At 70.0% G+C, this 15,863-nt stretch carries 14 protein-coding genes; 5 read left to right on the plus strand and 9 right to left on the minus strand.

The genetic code is table 11. From position 1 onward, the window contains the following. Nucleotides 1-39: 39 nt before the first annotated feature. Complete coding sequence (locus NS2_RS04820) at nucleotides 40-465, plus strand: plastocyanin/azurin family copper-binding protein (protein ID WP_045436471.1); 426 nt, start codon at nucleotides 40-42, stop codon at nucleotides 463-465. On the opposite strand, the gene glmS is transcribed toward NS2_RS04820, so the two are convergent. Continuing rightward, complete coding sequence (glmS, locus tag NS2_RS04825) at nucleotides 466-2,334, minus strand: glutamine--fructose-6-phosphate transaminase (isomerizing) (protein ID WP_033086008.1); 1,869 nt, start codon at nucleotides 2,332-2,334, stop codon at nucleotides 466-468. A 100-nt stretch (nucleotides 2,335-2,434) separates the two neighbouring features. Between glmS and NS2_RS04830 the strand changes: the two genes are divergently transcribed. Further along, nucleotides 2,435-3,298, plus strand: coding sequence for a dienelactone hydrolase family protein (locus NS2_RS04830; protein WP_033086007.1), 864 nt, complete (start codon nucleotides 2,435-2,437; stop codon nucleotides 3,296-3,298). Between the two features lie 98 nt (nucleotides 3,299-3,396). On the opposite strand, the gene NS2_RS35815 is transcribed toward NS2_RS04830, so the two are convergent. From NS2_RS35815 to NS2_RS04850, 4 genes are all read right to left on the minus strand, one after another. Continuing rightward, the gene (locus NS2_RS35815; RefSeq protein ID WP_033086006.1) at nucleotides 3,397-5,463 is read right to left on the minus strand and encodes a hypothetical protein; all 2,067 of its coding nucleotides are present in this window, start codon (nucleotides 5,461-5,463) and stop codon (nucleotides 3,397-3,399) included. Continuing rightward, a complete protein-coding gene (locus NS2_RS04840) occupies nucleotides 5,460-5,798 on the minus strand; it encodes a hypothetical protein (RefSeq protein ID WP_033086005.1) in 339 nt (112 codons plus the stop codon). The genes NS2_RS35815 and NS2_RS04840 overlap by 4 nt, the downstream gene beginning before the upstream one ends. A gap of 50 nt (nucleotides 5,799-5,848) precedes the next feature. After that, nucleotides 5,849-6,178 carry a DUF6802 family protein gene (locus tag NS2_RS04845; protein WP_033086055.1) on the minus strand — a complete coding sequence of 110 codons (330 nt, stop codon included), beginning with the start codon at nucleotides 6,176-6,178 and terminating at the stop codon, nucleotides 5,849-5,851. A 104-nt stretch (nucleotides 6,179-6,282) separates the two neighbouring features. Further along, nucleotides 6,283-6,501 carry a PspC domain-containing protein gene (locus tag NS2_RS04850; RefSeq protein WP_045436474.1) on the minus strand — a complete coding sequence of 73 codons (219 nt, stop codon included), beginning with the start codon at nucleotides 6,499-6,501 and terminating at the stop codon, nucleotides 6,283-6,285. Between the two features lie 116 nt (nucleotides 6,502-6,617). Between NS2_RS04850 and NS2_RS04855 the strand changes: the two genes are divergently transcribed. Then, nucleotides 6,618-8,261, plus strand: a complete 1,644-nt coding sequence (locus tag NS2_RS04855) for an ABC-F family ATP-binding cassette domain-containing protein (protein WP_033086004.1) — start codon at nucleotides 6,618-6,620, stop codon at nucleotides 8,259-8,261. 6 nt (nucleotides 8,262-8,267) lie between these two features. Next, nucleotides 8,268-9,404: an aminotransferase class I/II-fold pyridoxal phosphate-dependent enzyme gene (locus NS2_RS04860; protein ID WP_147207086.1), complete on the plus strand. Its 1,137-nt coding sequence runs from the start codon at nucleotides 8,268-8,270 to the stop codon at nucleotides 9,402-9,404. A gap of 116 nt (nucleotides 9,405-9,520) precedes the next feature. Here the strand turns inward: NS2_RS04860 and glmM are convergent, their stop codons facing one another. From glmM to rplM, 3 genes are all read right to left on the minus strand, one after another. After that, nucleotides 9,521-10,897, minus strand: a complete 1,377-nt coding sequence (gene glmM, locus NS2_RS04865) for a phosphoglucosamine mutase (protein ID WP_033086002.1) — start codon at nucleotides 10,895-10,897, stop codon at nucleotides 9,521-9,523. 180 nt (nucleotides 10,898-11,077) lie between these two features. Further along, entirely contained in the window at nucleotides 11,078-11,593 is a 516-nt protein-coding gene (rpsI, locus tag NS2_RS04870) for a 30S ribosomal protein S9 (protein ID WP_033086001.1), read from the minus strand. Beyond that, nucleotides 11,590-12,033 carry a 50S ribosomal protein L13 gene (gene rplM, locus NS2_RS04875; RefSeq protein ID WP_033086000.1) on the minus strand — a complete coding sequence of 148 codons (444 nt, stop codon included), beginning with the start codon at nucleotides 12,031-12,033 and terminating at the stop codon, nucleotides 11,590-11,592. The genes rpsI and rplM overlap by 4 nt, the downstream gene beginning before the upstream one ends. 344 nt (nucleotides 12,034-12,377) lie before the next feature. On the opposite strand from rplM, the gene NS2_RS04880 reads away from it, so the two are divergent. Further along, nucleotides 12,378-12,983: a hypothetical protein gene (locus tag NS2_RS04880; protein WP_052086019.1), complete on the plus strand. Its 606-nt coding sequence runs from the start codon at nucleotides 12,378-12,380 to the stop codon at nucleotides 12,981-12,983. On the opposite strand, the gene NS2_RS37140 is transcribed toward NS2_RS04880, so the two are convergent. Next, nucleotides 12,900-15,785, minus strand: a complete 2,886-nt coding sequence (locus NS2_RS37140) for a hypothetical protein (protein WP_235263940.1) — start codon at nucleotides 15,783-15,785, stop codon at nucleotides 12,900-12,902. The genes NS2_RS04880 and NS2_RS37140 overlap by 84 nt on opposite strands. Between the last annotated feature and the right edge of the window lie 78 nt (nucleotides 15,786-15,863).

A 15,863-nucleotide genomic window follows, 5' to 3' on the forward strand; every position in this document is an offset into this window, starting at 1 on the left:
GCGAACGGTCCGCTATCGGCGGGGACTAACCTGACCGGCATGCCGATTCGCCGCCAGTCGTCCTCGCGTGCCCTGCTTCTCGTCGCCGTCGTGGCGGGGGCGTTAGCGGCCGGGGGCTGCTCGTCGAACAGCTCGGACCAGGCGGCCACCTCCACCACGGCGGCCCCGGCCTCGTCGGCGGCTGCGACCTCCACGGGTCCGGCCGCGCCCGCCGCGGTCACGGTCGAGGTGAAGTACATGAAGTTCGCCCCCGCCGACATCACCGTCAAGGCCGGGGACACCGTGACCTGGAAGTTCGACGACCGCGCGCCGCACGCCGTGCAGGGCATCGGCGATACGGCGCTCGGCATCAACAGCCCGATCATTCACAAGGGCGAGTGGAGCCACACCTTCACGGTGCCGGGCACCTACCGCTACCTGTGCCCGCTGCACCCGGACATGAAGGGCACGGTCACCGTCCAGTGATCACTCGACGGTGACCGACTTCGCCAGATTGCGGGGCTTGTCGACGTCGTAGCCGCGGGCCTGCGCCACCTCGGCGGCGAAGATCTGCAATGGGACCGTCGACAGCAGCGGCTGGTAGAGCGTTGGGGCCGACGGGATCTCGATGAGATGGTCGGCGAAGGGGCGCACGGTGTCGTCGCCCTCCTCGGCGATGACGATGGTGCGCGCGCCGCGGGCCTGGATCTCGCGGATATTGCTGAGCAGCTTGGAGTGCAGCCCCGCGCGGCCCTTCGGCGAGGGCATCACCACGAAGACCGGCAGGCCGTCCTCGATGAGCGCGATCGGGCCGTGCTTGAGCTCGCCCGCCGCGAAGCCCTCGGCGTGCATGTACGCCAATTCCTTGAGCTTGAGCGCGCCTTCGAGAGCGACCGGGTAGCCGACGTGCCGCCCCAGGAACAGCACGGTCGGCACGTGCGCGAACCGCCGGGCGATCTCGCGAATCCGCTCGGCCGACTCCAGCACCTGGGCAACGAGTTTCGGCATGGACTCCAGTTCGGCGAACTCGCGCGCCACCTCGTCCGGGTACTTGGTGCCGCGCGCCTGCGCCAGCGCCAGGCCCACCAGGTAGTTGGCGGTGATCTGGGCCAGGAAAGCCTTGGTGGAGGCGACACCGATCTCCGGGCCGGTGCGGGTGTAGAGCACCGCGTCGGACTCGCGGGGGATCTGCGCGCCATTGGTGTTGCAGATGGCCAGGACTCGCGCCTTCTGCTCCTTGGCGTGGCGCACGGCCTCCAGGGTGTCGGCGGTCTCGCCGGACTGGGAGATGGCGACCACCAGGGTGGAGCGGTCCAGAACCGGGTCGCGGTAACGGAATTCGCTGGCCAGCTCGACCTCGACGGGCAGCCGGGTCCAGTGCTCGATGGCGTACTTGGCCAGCAGGCCCGCGTGATACGAACTGCCGCAGGCGACCACGAAGACCTTGTCGACCTCGCGCAACTCCTGATCGTGCAGTCGCTGCTCGTCGAGAATGATCTTGCCGCCGGCGAAGTGGCCGATCAGGGTGTCCGCGACGCCCTGCGGCTGCTCCTCGATCTCCTTGAGCATGAAGTAGTCGTGGCCGCCCTTCTCGGCGGCGGCCAGATCCCAGTCGATGGTGAAGGGACGGATGCGGACGCCATCGGTGCGGCCGTGGAAGTCGGTGACCCGGTAGCCGTCGGCGGTGATGACCACGGCCTGGTCCTGGCCGAGTTCGACTGCCTCCCGGGTGTGTTCGATGAAGGCGGTGACATCGGAGGCGATGAACATCTCGCCCTGGCCGACACCGACCACCAGCGGGGTGGAACGGCGGGCGGCGACGATGGTGCCCGGATGGTCGGCGTGCGAGAAGACCAGGGTGAACGCACCCTCGAGGCGGCGCACCACCGCGAGCGCGGAGGCCACGAAGTCACCGGCGGTGTCGCCCCCGGCGTAGGCGCGGGCCACCAGGTGCACGGCCACCTCGGTGTCGGTGGCGCGGCCCAGCTCGACCCCCGCCTCCTCCAGTTCGCGGCGCAGCGGGGCGAAGTTCTCGATGATGCCGTTGTGCACCACCGCGACCCGGCCGGTGCGATCCCGGTGCGGGTGGGCGTTGCGGTCGGTGGGCGCGCCGTGCGTGGCCCAGCGGGTGTGGCCCATGCCGGTGGCTCCGGCGAAACGCTCCCGGCCGGTTTCGGCGAGCTCGGCCTCCAGATTGGCCAGGCGGCCCGCCTTGCGCTCCACCGCGAGCCCGCCCGCGCCGTCCAGAATGGCTACGCCCGCGGAGTCGTAACCTCGATATTCCATGCGGCGCAATGCATCGACGACCACGCCGAGCGCATCCCGGTACCCCACATACCCCACGATTCCGCACATGCGCCATAGCGTAACGGGATGACCGCGGCACACGAATCCGAGTCGACAACCGACCGGGCGAAACGCCCCAAGTACATGTTGATCGGATAGGTTCTAGTCCGTGTCGGCGTCTGTGAAATCGCTCCTGAGCACTCTGACCCTGCGTGGCCCGCACGAGGTGCTGCGCGGGAATCTCGGCATCGCCGGGTTGCCCGGGGTGGTGTACACGCCCGGGAAGGGGCTCAACCTGCCCGCGGTGGCGTTCGGGCACGGATGGCTGACCGGGGTCGGGAACTACCGCCGCCTGCTGGAACACCTGGCCTCCTGGGGATATGTGGCCGCCGCGCCCGATACCGAACGCGGCCCGATCCCCTCGCACCTCAACCTGGCCACGGATCTGCTGACCACCCTGGACATCTGCACCGGGGTCCGGCTGGGCGCGGGCAATATCAGCGTCGACCCGCGCAAGCTCGCCCTGGCCGGGCACGGCATGGGAGCGGGCGCCGCCGTCATCGCCGCCTCCCAGCGCGAGGTCGCCGCGGTGGCGGCCCTGTATCCCTCCCCCACCGCTCCCTCCGCCGAAACCCTGGCCCCCAAGGTCGACGCCCCCGCCCTGATCCTGGCCGGCGCCACCGACATCGACTCGGTCAGCTCCAACGCCATCCCACTGGCCTCCGCCTGGGGCGAGGATGCCGTCCTGCGCTCCCTCGACAAGGCCACCCACAACGGCATGGTCGAAGGCCGCCGCGCCCTGGCCGCGTTCGGCGCGGGCAAACACGAACCCAAGACCGAACGCCTCACCCGAGCCCTCCTCATCGGCTACCTCAACTACACCGTCCTCGGCGACAAGAAATACAAGCCCTTCGCCGACCCCGAATCCGTCATCCCCCACACCCAATTCGTCGACCCCGACGCCACCGAGGACGAATCGGACCAGCCCCAGAAACTCCCGGTCCTCCAACTCATCCAGGCCCTCCGCAAGTAACCGCAAGACCAACCGGTCAGGTCGAATCTCGCGGCCACCCAGAACTCCGCGCCCTGCGGCATCGCGGCGCTCCGGCGGGGCGGCGAAAACGCGTGTGTTCAGGCCCCAGCGGACGGGGCGAGCGGTGCGACTTCGGGGATCTCGACACCACCCTCCGGGATTTCCAGCGCCGCGTCCGGGCTGCCAAGCGTGGGAACGGGATTCGGTGGCGTCGTCGCGGCTTCCGCGCCACCGGGCAGCGGATCCGCTGCCCCCGGGGGCACAGCGTCGCCGAGAGGCCTGGTCGGCGTGCCCGATTCGAGCGGCCCGGCAGATTCCAGCGGCACGGCAGATCCAGGCAGTGCGGAGGGCGGCACGGCGGATTCCGGCGGCGCGGCACATTTCGCGGGAGTCTGGTCGGGGGCGGCCTCGGGTTGGGGAGCCTCGGCGCACCTCGATACAGGCGGGTCGGCCGCGAGCGGTGAACCTGGAATCTCCGGTGTGGCAGCCTGATCCGGGACCGGCACGAGACATTGCGGCTCGGGCTGCGCCGACGGCGGGTTCGGCGTCACACACGTGCGCAGGACACAGTCGGGGTGAATCGGCACGGGAGGCGGCGGGCTGACACCTGTGGAGTCGGGCGGGGTAGCGCCGGTGGGGTCTGGTGCGGATGTCCCTGGCGTATCGGGGGTTCCACCGCCCTTCGCCGAAGGCCCGGCATCGCCCAGTGTGGCGGGATTCGGGTCGGGCTGGCTGTCGGTATGGGGTGTGGCTTGGGCATCGACCGAGGCTTCGGGGGTCAGGGACGGGAGGCCGTCGGGGCCGAAGGTTACGGCGTAGGTCTGGGTACGGCCGGATTCGTCGGTTATGGCGAGGGTCAGGTCGCTGTCGGGGGTGCGGTCGAGGGCGAAGTGCTTTCCGGCGAGGTCGAATTCGAGGTGGCCGGAGGGGATGTTCGCGGGCTTCGGCTCGTCGGGATCGGTCCCTGGATCGGGGTCGGTGCGGTCGTCCGGGGTGTCGGAGGCGTCCGGGGTTGGGGTGGTGAGTGAGCCGAGGTTTTCGAGGGCGGTGGAGATTCCCCGTTGGAGCCCGGCTTCGAGTTGGGTGAGGGCGTCTTTCAGGGTTCGGGTGAACTGGTCGGATTGTGGCTGTGCCGATTCCGGCGTTGTGGCGGGCTCGGTGGTGGAGATCGCGGGTGCCCCCGATGCGGCCGGTTCGGTGGAACCGGATTGGGCGGGTTGGGCTTCCGGTTCGGTGGTAGCGGGCGAGGATCCGCCTCGGCGCTCGGCCGCGGGCGAGTCGGGCGGGCTGACCGGTTCCGCAGAAGCGGGCGGATACTCGGGCGCGGCGGTCTGAGGCGTCGTCCGGGGATACACCGTGGGATTCGGGGAGGTCGCAGCGTAGGGCGGCGATGCCGGAGTGGGGTGGGACGGTGATGCCGGGAAGGGTTGGGAAGTGGGCGGATTCGGGACCGGATCCGGTTGGGGCAAGAGCGCTGGGGAGGGGTGGGGGTAAGGGTGGTCGACGATCCGGGAGAGGGCCGTGAGGATCGTGCGGTAGTGGGAATCGAAGGTGTGGTCGGCGGTTTCGCAGGCGGCGGCGAAGGTGGTGAGTTTGCGGTCTACGTCGGGACGGAAGGTGCTGGTGAGCCAGGGGTCGGTGGCATCGCTGATGAGGGTGGCGATGTCGGCGGGGGTTTTGCCGTCGATGGCGATGCGGCCCGCGCCGTCGGGGGTGGGCTCGAGCAGGGCGAGGGTGACCTCGGCCTTGGTGAGGGCTGCTCGGCGCAGGGGGTCCAGGGCGGAGGCGATGGTGGTGGAGGCGGTGCGGGCGGCGTCGAGGTCGTCGCGGGCCCGGCGCAGTTGGGAATTCACGATGGCGAGGGCCTCGGTGCCGGTCGCACCGGTCCAGGCCGTCGGCAGGGTTTGTGCCACCGCCTGCTGGGCGGACCAGCGGTTCTCGGCGTCGGTGAGCGCCTTGTCGAGTTCGGCTCTGGCGTTGTCGAATTCGGCGAGATCGGTGCCGCGCTGTTCGTCGTAGCGGGCGTAGAGGCCGGTGAGCGTGACACCGCGCGCTGCGCCGAAAGCCTTGGCGTACAGGGGCAGGAAGTGCTCCCAGTATTGGAGGCCGGGCGCTCCGTAGTCGAGGATCTGGTCGATGCTCTGGCCGGTCGGGTCGAAGCTCATCGGCCCGCCTCGGTCAGGGCGGCGGCGTGCGCGCGGTCGATACGGGTGTATTCGGCTGCGGCGCGGTCGAATATGTCCGCGGTGGCGGTCGCCGCCGCTCCCCAGTAGCGCAGGCAGGCGGCCACCCGCTCGAAGCCCTCATGTATCGCGATGCCCTGCGCCGCGTAGTTGCGACCGGCTTCGTCGCTGCCGATTGCGAATGCCCGGCCGACCCCGAAGGCATGGTCGCCAACCGCACGCGAATGCCGTTGCAGGGCATCCGCATTGTCGCGCAAGGTGGTCGCCGCGGCACGCAGGGCGGAAATGCGCACGCCGAAATCGCCGGATTCCCCCATTGGTGGTCCCCCCTCGAATCCCTGTGTCGTGTAACCCCTGATGCCCCGGCTCAGCCCAGCCCGAGCTGCCCGCCGTCCTTGCGCACCCATTCGGTGGTGCCGTCGGAGTTGTGGTGGAACCCCCAGGCCGCGTAGTCGCCGCCGCTGTCCACCACGGTCAGGTGATCGGCGTAGCCGTCGTGATCCAGATCCGTCCACACCTGCATGGCGTGGTCGGTGCCGGTGGTCACGGTGTCGAGTAGTCCGTCGCCATCGAGATCCTGTGTGAGATGGGATAACTCGACCGCGCCGAGCCCACCCAGCTCCGAATGCGCACCCAGGTCCGAGTGCACGCCGAGATCCGGCAGCTCCGACCCGGGCAGATCACCCGCTGTGACCATGGTGTGCGCTCCTCCGCTGTGACGTGGCTCCATCCTGTCACCCGCGATCACGCCCCGCACCACCTTCGATACCGAATGTGGATAACTCTCCCCCTGTGGATGATTCAGTCCTTCGGGATGAAGATCCACAGCGCGATGTAGAGCAGGAACTGCGGTCCCGGCAGCAGGCACGACACCACGAAGAGAATGCGGACCAGGTTGGCGCTCCAGCCGAGGTATTCGGCGAGCCCGCCGCACACGCCGCCGATCCACCGGTCGGTGCTGGAGCGGCGCAGCCGCTTGGGGGTCTGCTGGGGCAGCTGGGTCGAGAAGTCTGTTGTCATGACTCCACTGTGCCGAGTCCGGTCGCCGGGCACATCGGTCCTACGCCCCATTCCTACCCTGACTTTCGGCAGGGCCGGAATCAGGGTGGCACCCTGAGCACGGCAGAATCCCCCTGGTGAGCACCACTCTGCATGCGCGCGGCCTGGCCGCCGGACACGGCGAGCGGATCCTGTTCGCCGACCTCGACCTGATCCTCGCCCCCGGCGAGGTGATCGGCCTGGTCGGCGTGAACGGGGCCGGGAAATCCACCCTGCTGCGCATGCTCGCCGACGGCGACGCCCCCGAGGGCGAGATCGTGCTCAGCCCGCCCGACGCCACCGTCGGCTATCTGGCCCAGGAACCCGCGCGCATGGCCGGGGAGACCGTGCTCGAATGCCTGCGCCGCCGAACCGGCGTGGCCGCCGCCCAGCACACCATGGACGCCGCCGCCGAGCGCCTCGCCGATGGCGGCGAAGACGAGTACTCCCCCGCCCTGGAGCGCTGGCTCGCCCTCGGCGGCGCGGACCTGGAGCAGCGCGCCGAGGAGGTGGCCGCCGATCTGGGCCTGGCCGAGAGCCTCCCGCAGGGCCTGGACACCCCCATGACCGTGCTCTCCGGCGGCCAGGCCGCCCGCGCCGGACTGGCCTCGGTCCTGTTGTCCCGCTTCGACATCCTGCTGCTCGACGAGCCCACCAACGATCTCGACCTGGACGGCCTGGCCCGCCTGGAGCAGTTCGTGACCGGCCTCCGCGAACCCCTCATGGTGATCAGCCACGACCGGGAGTTCCTGGCGCGCACCGTGAATCGCATCGTGGAACTGGATCTGGCCCAGCAGCAGGTCGGCGTCTACGACGGCGGCTACGAGTCCTACCTGGAGGAGCGGGAGATCGCCCGCCGCCACGCCCGCGAGGCCTACGACGAGTACGCCGACACCAAGTCCGGCTTGGAAGCGCGCGCGAATATGCAGCGCAACTGGATGGAACACGGTGTCCGCAATGCCCGTCGCAAGTCCAAGCAGGACTCCGACAAGATGGGCCGCAAGGCCCGCGCGGAGGCCACCGAGAAGCAGGCGTCCAAGGTCAAGCAGACCCTCAAGCGCATCGAACGCCTGGACGCGGTGGAGGAGCCGCGCAAGGAGTGGGAGCTGCGCATGTCCATTGCCGCGGCACCCCGCAGCGGATCGGTGGTGGCCACCCTGTCCGCCGCCACCGTCGGCCGCGGCGACTTCACCCTCGGCCCGGTGACCGTACAGGTCGACTGGGGCGACCGCATCGTCCTGACCGGCGCGAACGGCGCGGGCAAGTCCACCCTGCTGGCGCTGCTGCTGGGAAAGACGAAGCCGGACACCGGTTCCGCCGCCCTCGGCTCGGGCGTGGCCATCGGCGAGGTCGACCAGGCCCGCGGCCTGTGCCGCGGCACCGCCACCCTCGCCGACACTTTCAGCGCCGAGGTCCCCGACTGGAACGAAGCCGACGTCCGCACCCTGCTCGCCAAGTTCGGCCTGCGCGGCCCACATGTGCTGCGCCCCAACGACACCCTCTCCCCCGGCGAGCGCACCCGCGCGGCCCTGGCCCTGCTCCAGGCCCGCGGCGTGAACCTGCTCGTCCTCGACGAACCCACCAACCACCTGGACCTGCCCGCCATCGAAAAGCTGGAACAGGCCGTCGAATCCTTCGAGGGCACAGTGCTTCTGGTGACACACGACCGCCGCATGCTGGACAATGTCCGGGCCACCCGCCGCTGGCACATCACCGACGGCAAACTCGAGGAAACGCTCTAACGCACCATGCTCGTCAAACGGCTCCGCCCTTACAGCACTTCGATATTCGGGGAGATTTCCCAGCTGGCGGTGACGCACGGCGCGATCGACCTCGGCCAGGGCTTCCCCGACTACGAGGGCCCGCGCGCCATGCTCGATCGCGCCCGCGAGTCCATCGCAACCGGCGTGAACCACTACACCTCGTCGAAAGGGCAGCCGGAACTGCGGGCCGCCATAGTCGCGGAGCGCGCCCGCCACCTGGGCGAAAAGTACGACGCGGCAACGGAGGTGGTTGTCACCTCGGGCGCCACCGAGGCGCTGACCGCCGCCATGCTCGGGCTGGTGGAACCGGGCGGTGAGGTGATCCTGATCGAGCCGTTCTACGACTCGTACCCGGCGGCGGTCGCCCTGGCCGGTGCCACGGCGCGCACCGTGGCGATGGTGTCCGACGGCGACGGCTTCACCCTGGATCTCGACGAACTCCGCCGGACGATCACGCCGCGCACGCGCGTGCTGGTGCTGAACTCGCCACACAATCCGACCGGTTCACTGCTGAGCGACGAAGATCTGCGCACGATCGCCGCATTGGCCCGAGAGCACGACCTTCTGGCGATTTCCGACGAGGTCTACGAACACCTCGTGTTCGACGATCTCCCGCATGGCTCGATCGCCTCGCTGCCCGGCATGCGGCAGCGCACGATCGTGGTGTCGGCCCCCGCCAAGACCTTCAATGTCACGGGATGGCGCATCGGCTGGGCGCTCGGCCCCCAGCGGCTGATCGACGCGGTGCACGCGGCGAAGCAATATCTGACCTTCGTGTCCCCGGCCCCGTTCCAGCCCGCCATCGCGTACGCGCTGGAGCGGGAACTGGATTGGGCCGCGGCCAATCGCACGGCGCTGCACGGCAAGTACCTGATGCTGTCGAACGCGCTGCGTGATCTCGGATTCGGCGTGAAGCGCAGCGCGGGCGGCTATTTCGTGTGCGCCGACGTCGGCTCGGACGGTACCGCCTTCTGCCGCGAGCTACCCGCCCGACTCGGCGTGGCGGCAATCCCGGTCGCCGCCCTGTCCACCCGCCCGACGTGGAACACGCTGGTGCGCTTCGCCTATTGCAAGAAGGATTCGACACTGCGGGAGGCGATCACCCGCCTCGGCGCCGCCTGAGCACCGGACCGCGGCCTCCTCACCCGGCCGCGCGTCCGACGTGCTCCCGGCCGGAATCCACTGTGCGTGAGCAGATCCCGGGCACGGGCGGGCAGGGATGACGAATAGAGGTCCCGTCAGACCGCAGCCACCAGCTTGGCGAGATTGTCGGCGAGGTGTTGCGCCTGGGTGGGATCGGTGGCTTCGACCATGACCCGGACAAGCTGTTCGGTTCCGCTGGGGCGCAGGAGGATTCGACCGGTATCCCCGAGCAGGCGCTCGGACTCCGCGACTGCTTCCAGCACGGGCGCGGCGACGGCGACGGCCGCCTTGTCGGAGACGGGAACGTTGATCAGCACCTGCGGGACGGTCTGCACGATGCCCGCCAGTTCCGCCAGGGATCGGCCGGTTTCGGCCATGCGGGCCATCAGCTTCAGACCGGTCAGTACGCCATCACCGGTGGTGCCGAACTTCGGGAAGACCACGTGGCCGGACTGTTCGCCGCCCAGGGTGTAGCCGCCCGCGCGCAGGTCCTCGAGGACGTAGCGGTCGCCGACGGCGGTGGTGCGCATGGTGATTCCGGCCCCGCGCATGGCGATGTGCAGGCCGAGGTTGCTCATGACGGTCGCGACCAGGGTGTTCGCGGCCAGCTCGCCGGAGTCGCGCATGGCCACGGCGAGGACCGCCATGATGGCGTCGCCGTCGACCACCGCGCCGGTGGCGTCCACGGCCAGGCAGCGGTCGGCGTCACCGTCGTGGGCCAGGCCCAGGTCCGCGTTGTGCTCCCGGACGGCGCGCTGGATCTGCTCCAGATGCGTCGAGCCACAGCCGTCGTTGATGTTCAGGCCGTCGGGTTCGGCATTGATGGCGATGACCGTCGCACCGGCCTCGCGGTAGGCGGTGGGGCCGACCTCGGAAGCCGCACCGTGCGCGCAGTCCACGACCACGGTGAGCCCGCGCAGATCCCGCCCGGTGGCCTGGACCAGGTGCTCGACATAGCGCTCGTGGGTGCCCTCGATGCTGTATCGGTCGTGAACGTCGAAGACGTGCCCGCCCAGTCCGGGCCCTCCGAGTACGCGCCCGATGGCGGCACCGGTGGGCCGGGTGAACGAGCCGTCGTCGATGAGCGCCTCGATGCGGTCCTCGATGGCGTCGTCCAGCTTGTGCCCGCCCGCGGCGAAGATCTTGATGCCGTTGTCCGGCATGGGGTTGTGCGAGGCGGAGATCATGACGCCCAGGCAGGCATCGTAGAGGGCGGTCAGGTACGCGACGGCGGGCGTCGGCAGCACGCCGACCGACAGCACGTCCACGCCCGCGGCGGTCAGGCCCGCGGTGACGGCGGCCTCCAGCATCTCGCCGCTGGCGCGCGGATCGCGCCCGACGACAGCCAGCGCGCGCTTCTTCCCCCGGCTGAGAACCTGCGCCGCGGCCGATGAAACCTTCAGCGCCAGTTCCGGACTCAGCGATTCATTGGCGAGCCCACGCACACCATCGGTGCCGAACAAACGTCCCATTACCTCAACACCCCTGCTGTCTATTGGTCGATACAGCACGAGAGCAGGCGCCCAGCCAGTCCGAAAACCGTTGCGGGGAGCCTGCTCTCGTACAGGTTGCCGTATAGACGGTACCGTGCCCGGCCTCCGAAAAGGCCGGGCACGGTAGAGCCGTACGGCGCGCAGTGCTTGCTGCAGTGATCAGCGCTTCGAGTACTGAGGCGCCTTGCGGGCCTTCTTGAGGCCGTACTTCTTGCGCTCGGTGGCACGCGGGTCACGGGTCAGGAAGCCGGCACGCTTGAGGGCGGGACGGTCATCCGGGGTGACCTCGATGAGGGCACGCGCGATGGCGAGGCGCAGGGCGCCGGCCTGACCGGACGGGCCGCCGCCGACCAGGCGGGCGTGCACGTCGAAGGTCTCGGTGCGCTCGACGGTGACGAGCGGGGACTTGACCAGCTGCTGGTGCACCTTGTTCGGGAAGTAATCCTCGATGGTGCGGCCGTTCAGCACGAAGTTGCCGGAACCCGGCACCAGGCGCACGCGGACCACGGCCTCCTTGCGGCGGCCGACGGTCTGCACCGGGCGGTCGATGACGACCGGGGCGGGGGTGTAGGAGGTGTACTCGGCCTCGGCCTCGTAACCGCCACCCTCCTCGACGACCTCGACGGCGGTGTCCTCGACGACGTAGTCGTCGTTGAATTCCTCAGGAGCGGTCACTGGGCCACCTGCTTGATCTCGAAGGGGATGGGCTGCTGGGCCGCGTGCGGGTGGTTCGGGCCCGCGTAGACCTTCAGCTTGCGAATGATCTGGTTGCCCAGCTTGTTCTTCGGGATCATGCCCTTGACGGCACGCTCGACCAGACGGTCGGGGCGGGTGTCCAGGATCTGGCCCACGGTACGGCCCTTCAGACCACCCGGGTGACCGGAGTGGGTGTAGAGGACCTTGTCGTCGCGCTTGTTGCCCGAGACGGCGACCTTGTCGGCGTTGATGATGATGACGAAATCGCCACCATCGACGTTCGGCGCGTAGGTCGGCTTGGTCTTGCCGCGCAGCAGGTTCGCAGCCTGCACGGAAAGACGGCCGAGCACTACGTCAGTGGCGTCGATGACGTACCACTTGCGGGTCACGTCACCGCCCTTGGGGCTGTACGTAGGCACAGTGCATCCCTTGTCTGTCGTAGGTGTTGCCAGCCAAGCGTGTGGTCGAGCTGATCCCGGCGGCCTGGCGGAGACCCGGGGCTCGCGCGACAACCGGTTGCCCGGCCGTACCGCACGCCAACCGAGCACCTTACTCCCCCGCCTCCCCGCGCCTTCAACGGGGGACCGAGTGCCGCCGCCAGTCGCGCATCCGCGTCGGCGGCCGGGTGTCGAACCGATTTTGGACCTACCCGGCGAGTTACCCGCCACGGCACGAAATCAGTTGTCACGCAGAATTCGAATCAAGTGAGTTGCATCACCCTATAAGCGGAATAGCAACCTCCGGTACGGACATTGTATCGACTATGGCGATCAGCATTCCGGCCTATCATCCGCGTCCGGCCGCGATGCGCCGGATTCTGCTGACCGTGGTAACCGGGAGTCTGGTGTTCCTGATCCCGTGGATCGTGTACCTGTCGGTCAGCCTGCCGTCCGAGCGCCAGGTGGATCAGTGGGATATCGCCTGGGTGGGCTTCGACTTCGCACTGGCCGGGGCGATCGGGATGACCGCGTGGACCGCGTGGCGGCGACGGCAGATCTTCATCCCCTGGGCCATGATCACCGGAACCCTGCTCGTCTGCGATGCCTGGTTCGATATCGCGCTGAACTGGAACACCCCGGAGCTGTGGTTCGCGGTGCTCTCGGCGATCGCCGGTGAGCTGCCGCTGGCCGCGCTGCTGTTCTACGCGGCCCGGCGGCTGCTGCGGCTCACCGTCGAACGAGCCTGGGCGCTGACCGGCCACACCGGGCCCGCGCCCCGGGTCTCCCGGATCGAAATGCTGGTCACCGCGAGCTGGTTGCAGCGCGAGCCGGAGGACCCGGACGGGTCAGATGTGCAGGGGCGGACCGGGATCGACGCCGCGGACCGGGCCCGGCAGGGTGTAGCGCAGCGTGTCGATGCCGAAGCGTAGGCAGTCCAGGTCCTTCGGATCGCCCACGGTGGCGATGCCCAGGTGCGGAACACCGGAGACCTGCGGGGTCACGGCGCAGGACTCACCGACCGGGTGCGCAGTGCTCACGCCGAGCTGACCGACGGTGCCCGCGCCCGTTCGGATCGCGGTGTCGGGCAGCTGAATCACAGTGTCCGGCACCGAAATCGCGTTGTCGCGCGCCGCATGATCGGCGTGCACGCCCATGACCGACAGGGCGGCCGCACCGACGATGATGGGCGCGCCGAACGGCTTGCGCATCTTGCCCCAGAGCTTGCCCTTGCGCTGCTTACGATCGCCCTCCGAGCCGGATTCCGAATCCGGCTGCCCTGCGGCATCTTCCGGTGATTGCGGATTCGACTGGCGCGCCCCCGTGGACATCGACCCACCGTACATCGCGCCGGGCTGACCAGGAGCGTTTCCGCCGGATCCAGCAAAACTCCCGCGACCCGAACCGGACGTATCCCCCTCGGGCCCATAGCCACCGGCCGCGCCCTGAGCGCCATGACCACCCTGGCCGTAGCCGCCCTGCTGCGGGTAGCCACCGGCCGCGCCGTATCCCCCGGCCTGGCCATACTGCCCACCCGCACCCGGCTGCGCGCCGCCCGGACCGTACGGCCCGGAACCGCCCTGCGCACCCGGGTCGGATCCCGGCGTGTTTGCCGGACCGTAGCCCTGCCCGCCCGGGTAACCGGAACCGCCTGCGCCGGGCCCGGATTGACCGGACGCGCCATAGGAACCACCCGGCCCGTAGCCACCGCCCGCCTGCCCGTACCCACCGGCGGACTGCCCACCGGCCTGGCCGTAACCACCGGCCTGACCATAGCCACCGCCGGACTGACCGGCTTGGCCGTAGCCGCCCGGCTGTCCCGTCACCGGGGCATAACCGCTACCGGTCGACGGACCACCCGGCCCGTATCCACCGGAACCGCACTGACCAGCCTGCGAACCCGATTGCGCACCAGCGGAACCCGGCCCGCCCTGCGAACCCGGTTGCGCGCCCGCGGAACCCGAACCAGCGGACGCACCCGGCTGGCCGTAACCCTGCGGTGCGGACCCGGCACCGCCCTGTTCGGGGCCCACGACGACGGTCATCTGATCATCGGCGGGCGACCCGGGCGGCCGCATGAACCGTCCGCCCACGCCTTCCAGACCGACCGGCAACGTCCCCCGTCCCGCCCCCGACGACTGCGCGCCGCTACCCGCAGCGTCGGCAGCCTCACGCGAAACCCGCTGTCCCGCCTCACCACCGACCTGCTGACCGGCAGCCGGAGCCTCGTGCCGCCCGTGCGCGAAGATCTCCGCCTGGGCGGTAACCGAGATGCCCGCCTGCGCCGCCAACCGCGCGATCTCCTCGGCGGTCATCCGCTGGGTCATCCCGCCCGGCCCGGTGGCCGCGGCCGCCGCAGCGGCCGGGGTCGAGCCCTGCCCGCGCTGAGCGGCGGCGTCCTGCCCGCCGAGTCGCTGCGTGAGTCCCCCGGCGGCCGGATCGACCACCGGCTGCGAACCCGTCCCGGTCGAGCGCTGCTGCTCCCCGGCCGCGAAGGCGGCGGCCTCCGCCGCAGTGATGCGCTGTGTCTGCCCCTCCGAACCCGCGATGTGCGCGGCGGCCGGATCGATTACCGGCTGCGCGCCGGTCGCGGGTCCCGCGCCGGTCCGCCGTGGGGCGGAATCGGGCGGTGAATCCATGTGCCGGGGGATCAATTCCGGCTGCTGGGCCAGCGGCTCGGGCTGGCGCTGCATCGGCTGCCCGGCGGCCGGGGTACTCGGCTGCCCGGCGGCCGGGGTACTCGGCTGCCCGGCGGCCGGAGCACCCGGCACGTGTCGCGGACCCTGTTCGACCGGACGCGGGTCGGGCCCCGCGGCCGCGTCGGCATCGCGCGAATCCTGTTCCGCCGGGCTCGATTCCGCCGCGGCGGACGCCTGCTGCGGGCGGTCGTAGGCCGGATCGCCCTCACTGTCGGCGACCAGCAGGTGGGTCGCGCCGAGGACCAGGGCGTGCATGGGGTGGTCGGCGACCTGGAAGCGGTGGCCGAGGTGGTTCTGGAAGGCCAGGCGCAGGGCATCGTTGAAGCAGACATTGCCGGTGAGCAGCACCGTCGAGGTGTCGGCATTGATGGCGCGGGCCGCGGCCATCACCTCGATGACCACATTGTCGGCGGCGCGCGCCTCGTGCAGGGCCTCGGCGGTGATGGCGACGCTGACCGATTCGGTGGGCTCGTCGTCATTGCCGTGGACGGCGACGACCAGGCATTCGCGGCCATCGGAGTAAACGCCGACCGCGCCCACGCCCGGACCGCGGCCGGGCGCGCGGACCAGGCCCAGGGCGCGCACATAGCCGGAGAGCGCCACCGATTCGGGCAGCGGTTCGGCGGGCACGCCGAGTTGCTCGACCAGGCGCACGAATTCGTCGACCTTGGGGTCGGGCCATTCGTCGGGAAAGGGCAGCGCGACCACGTCGGGCTGGGCGCCGAGGTGTTCCACGATGGCCGCCAGCGGATTGTGCATGCGCGCGCGGAACACCAGTTCGGCAGGCCAGGTCGCCCCGGCCACCACGATCTGCGGGTGCCCGATGATGTCGCGCACATCCGAGATGGCGATGCCGACATCGGGCCGCCGGTCCACCCCGGCGGTGTGCAGCCGCCCGGACGAATCCGCCAGCAGGTACGCGGGTGGCGTATAGGTGCTTTCAACCTGGACCGGGCGAATGGCCGAGCCGCCGCCACCGGCGGCCACCGACACCACGTCCCAGCCCAGATGCACTGCACCGACTCGAGCCGTCACAGTCATCAGTCTGCCTGCTCGCTCCGCCGCGTGCGCGACCGATTCATACTTCGCACCCCCGGCCTGCGCGAATCCCCG

It is taken from the genome of Nocardia seriolae NBRC 15557 (genome assembly GCF_007990715.1).
Classification (GTDB): Bacteria; Actinomycetota; Actinomycetes; order Mycobacteriales; family Mycobacteriaceae; genus Nocardia; species Nocardia seriolae.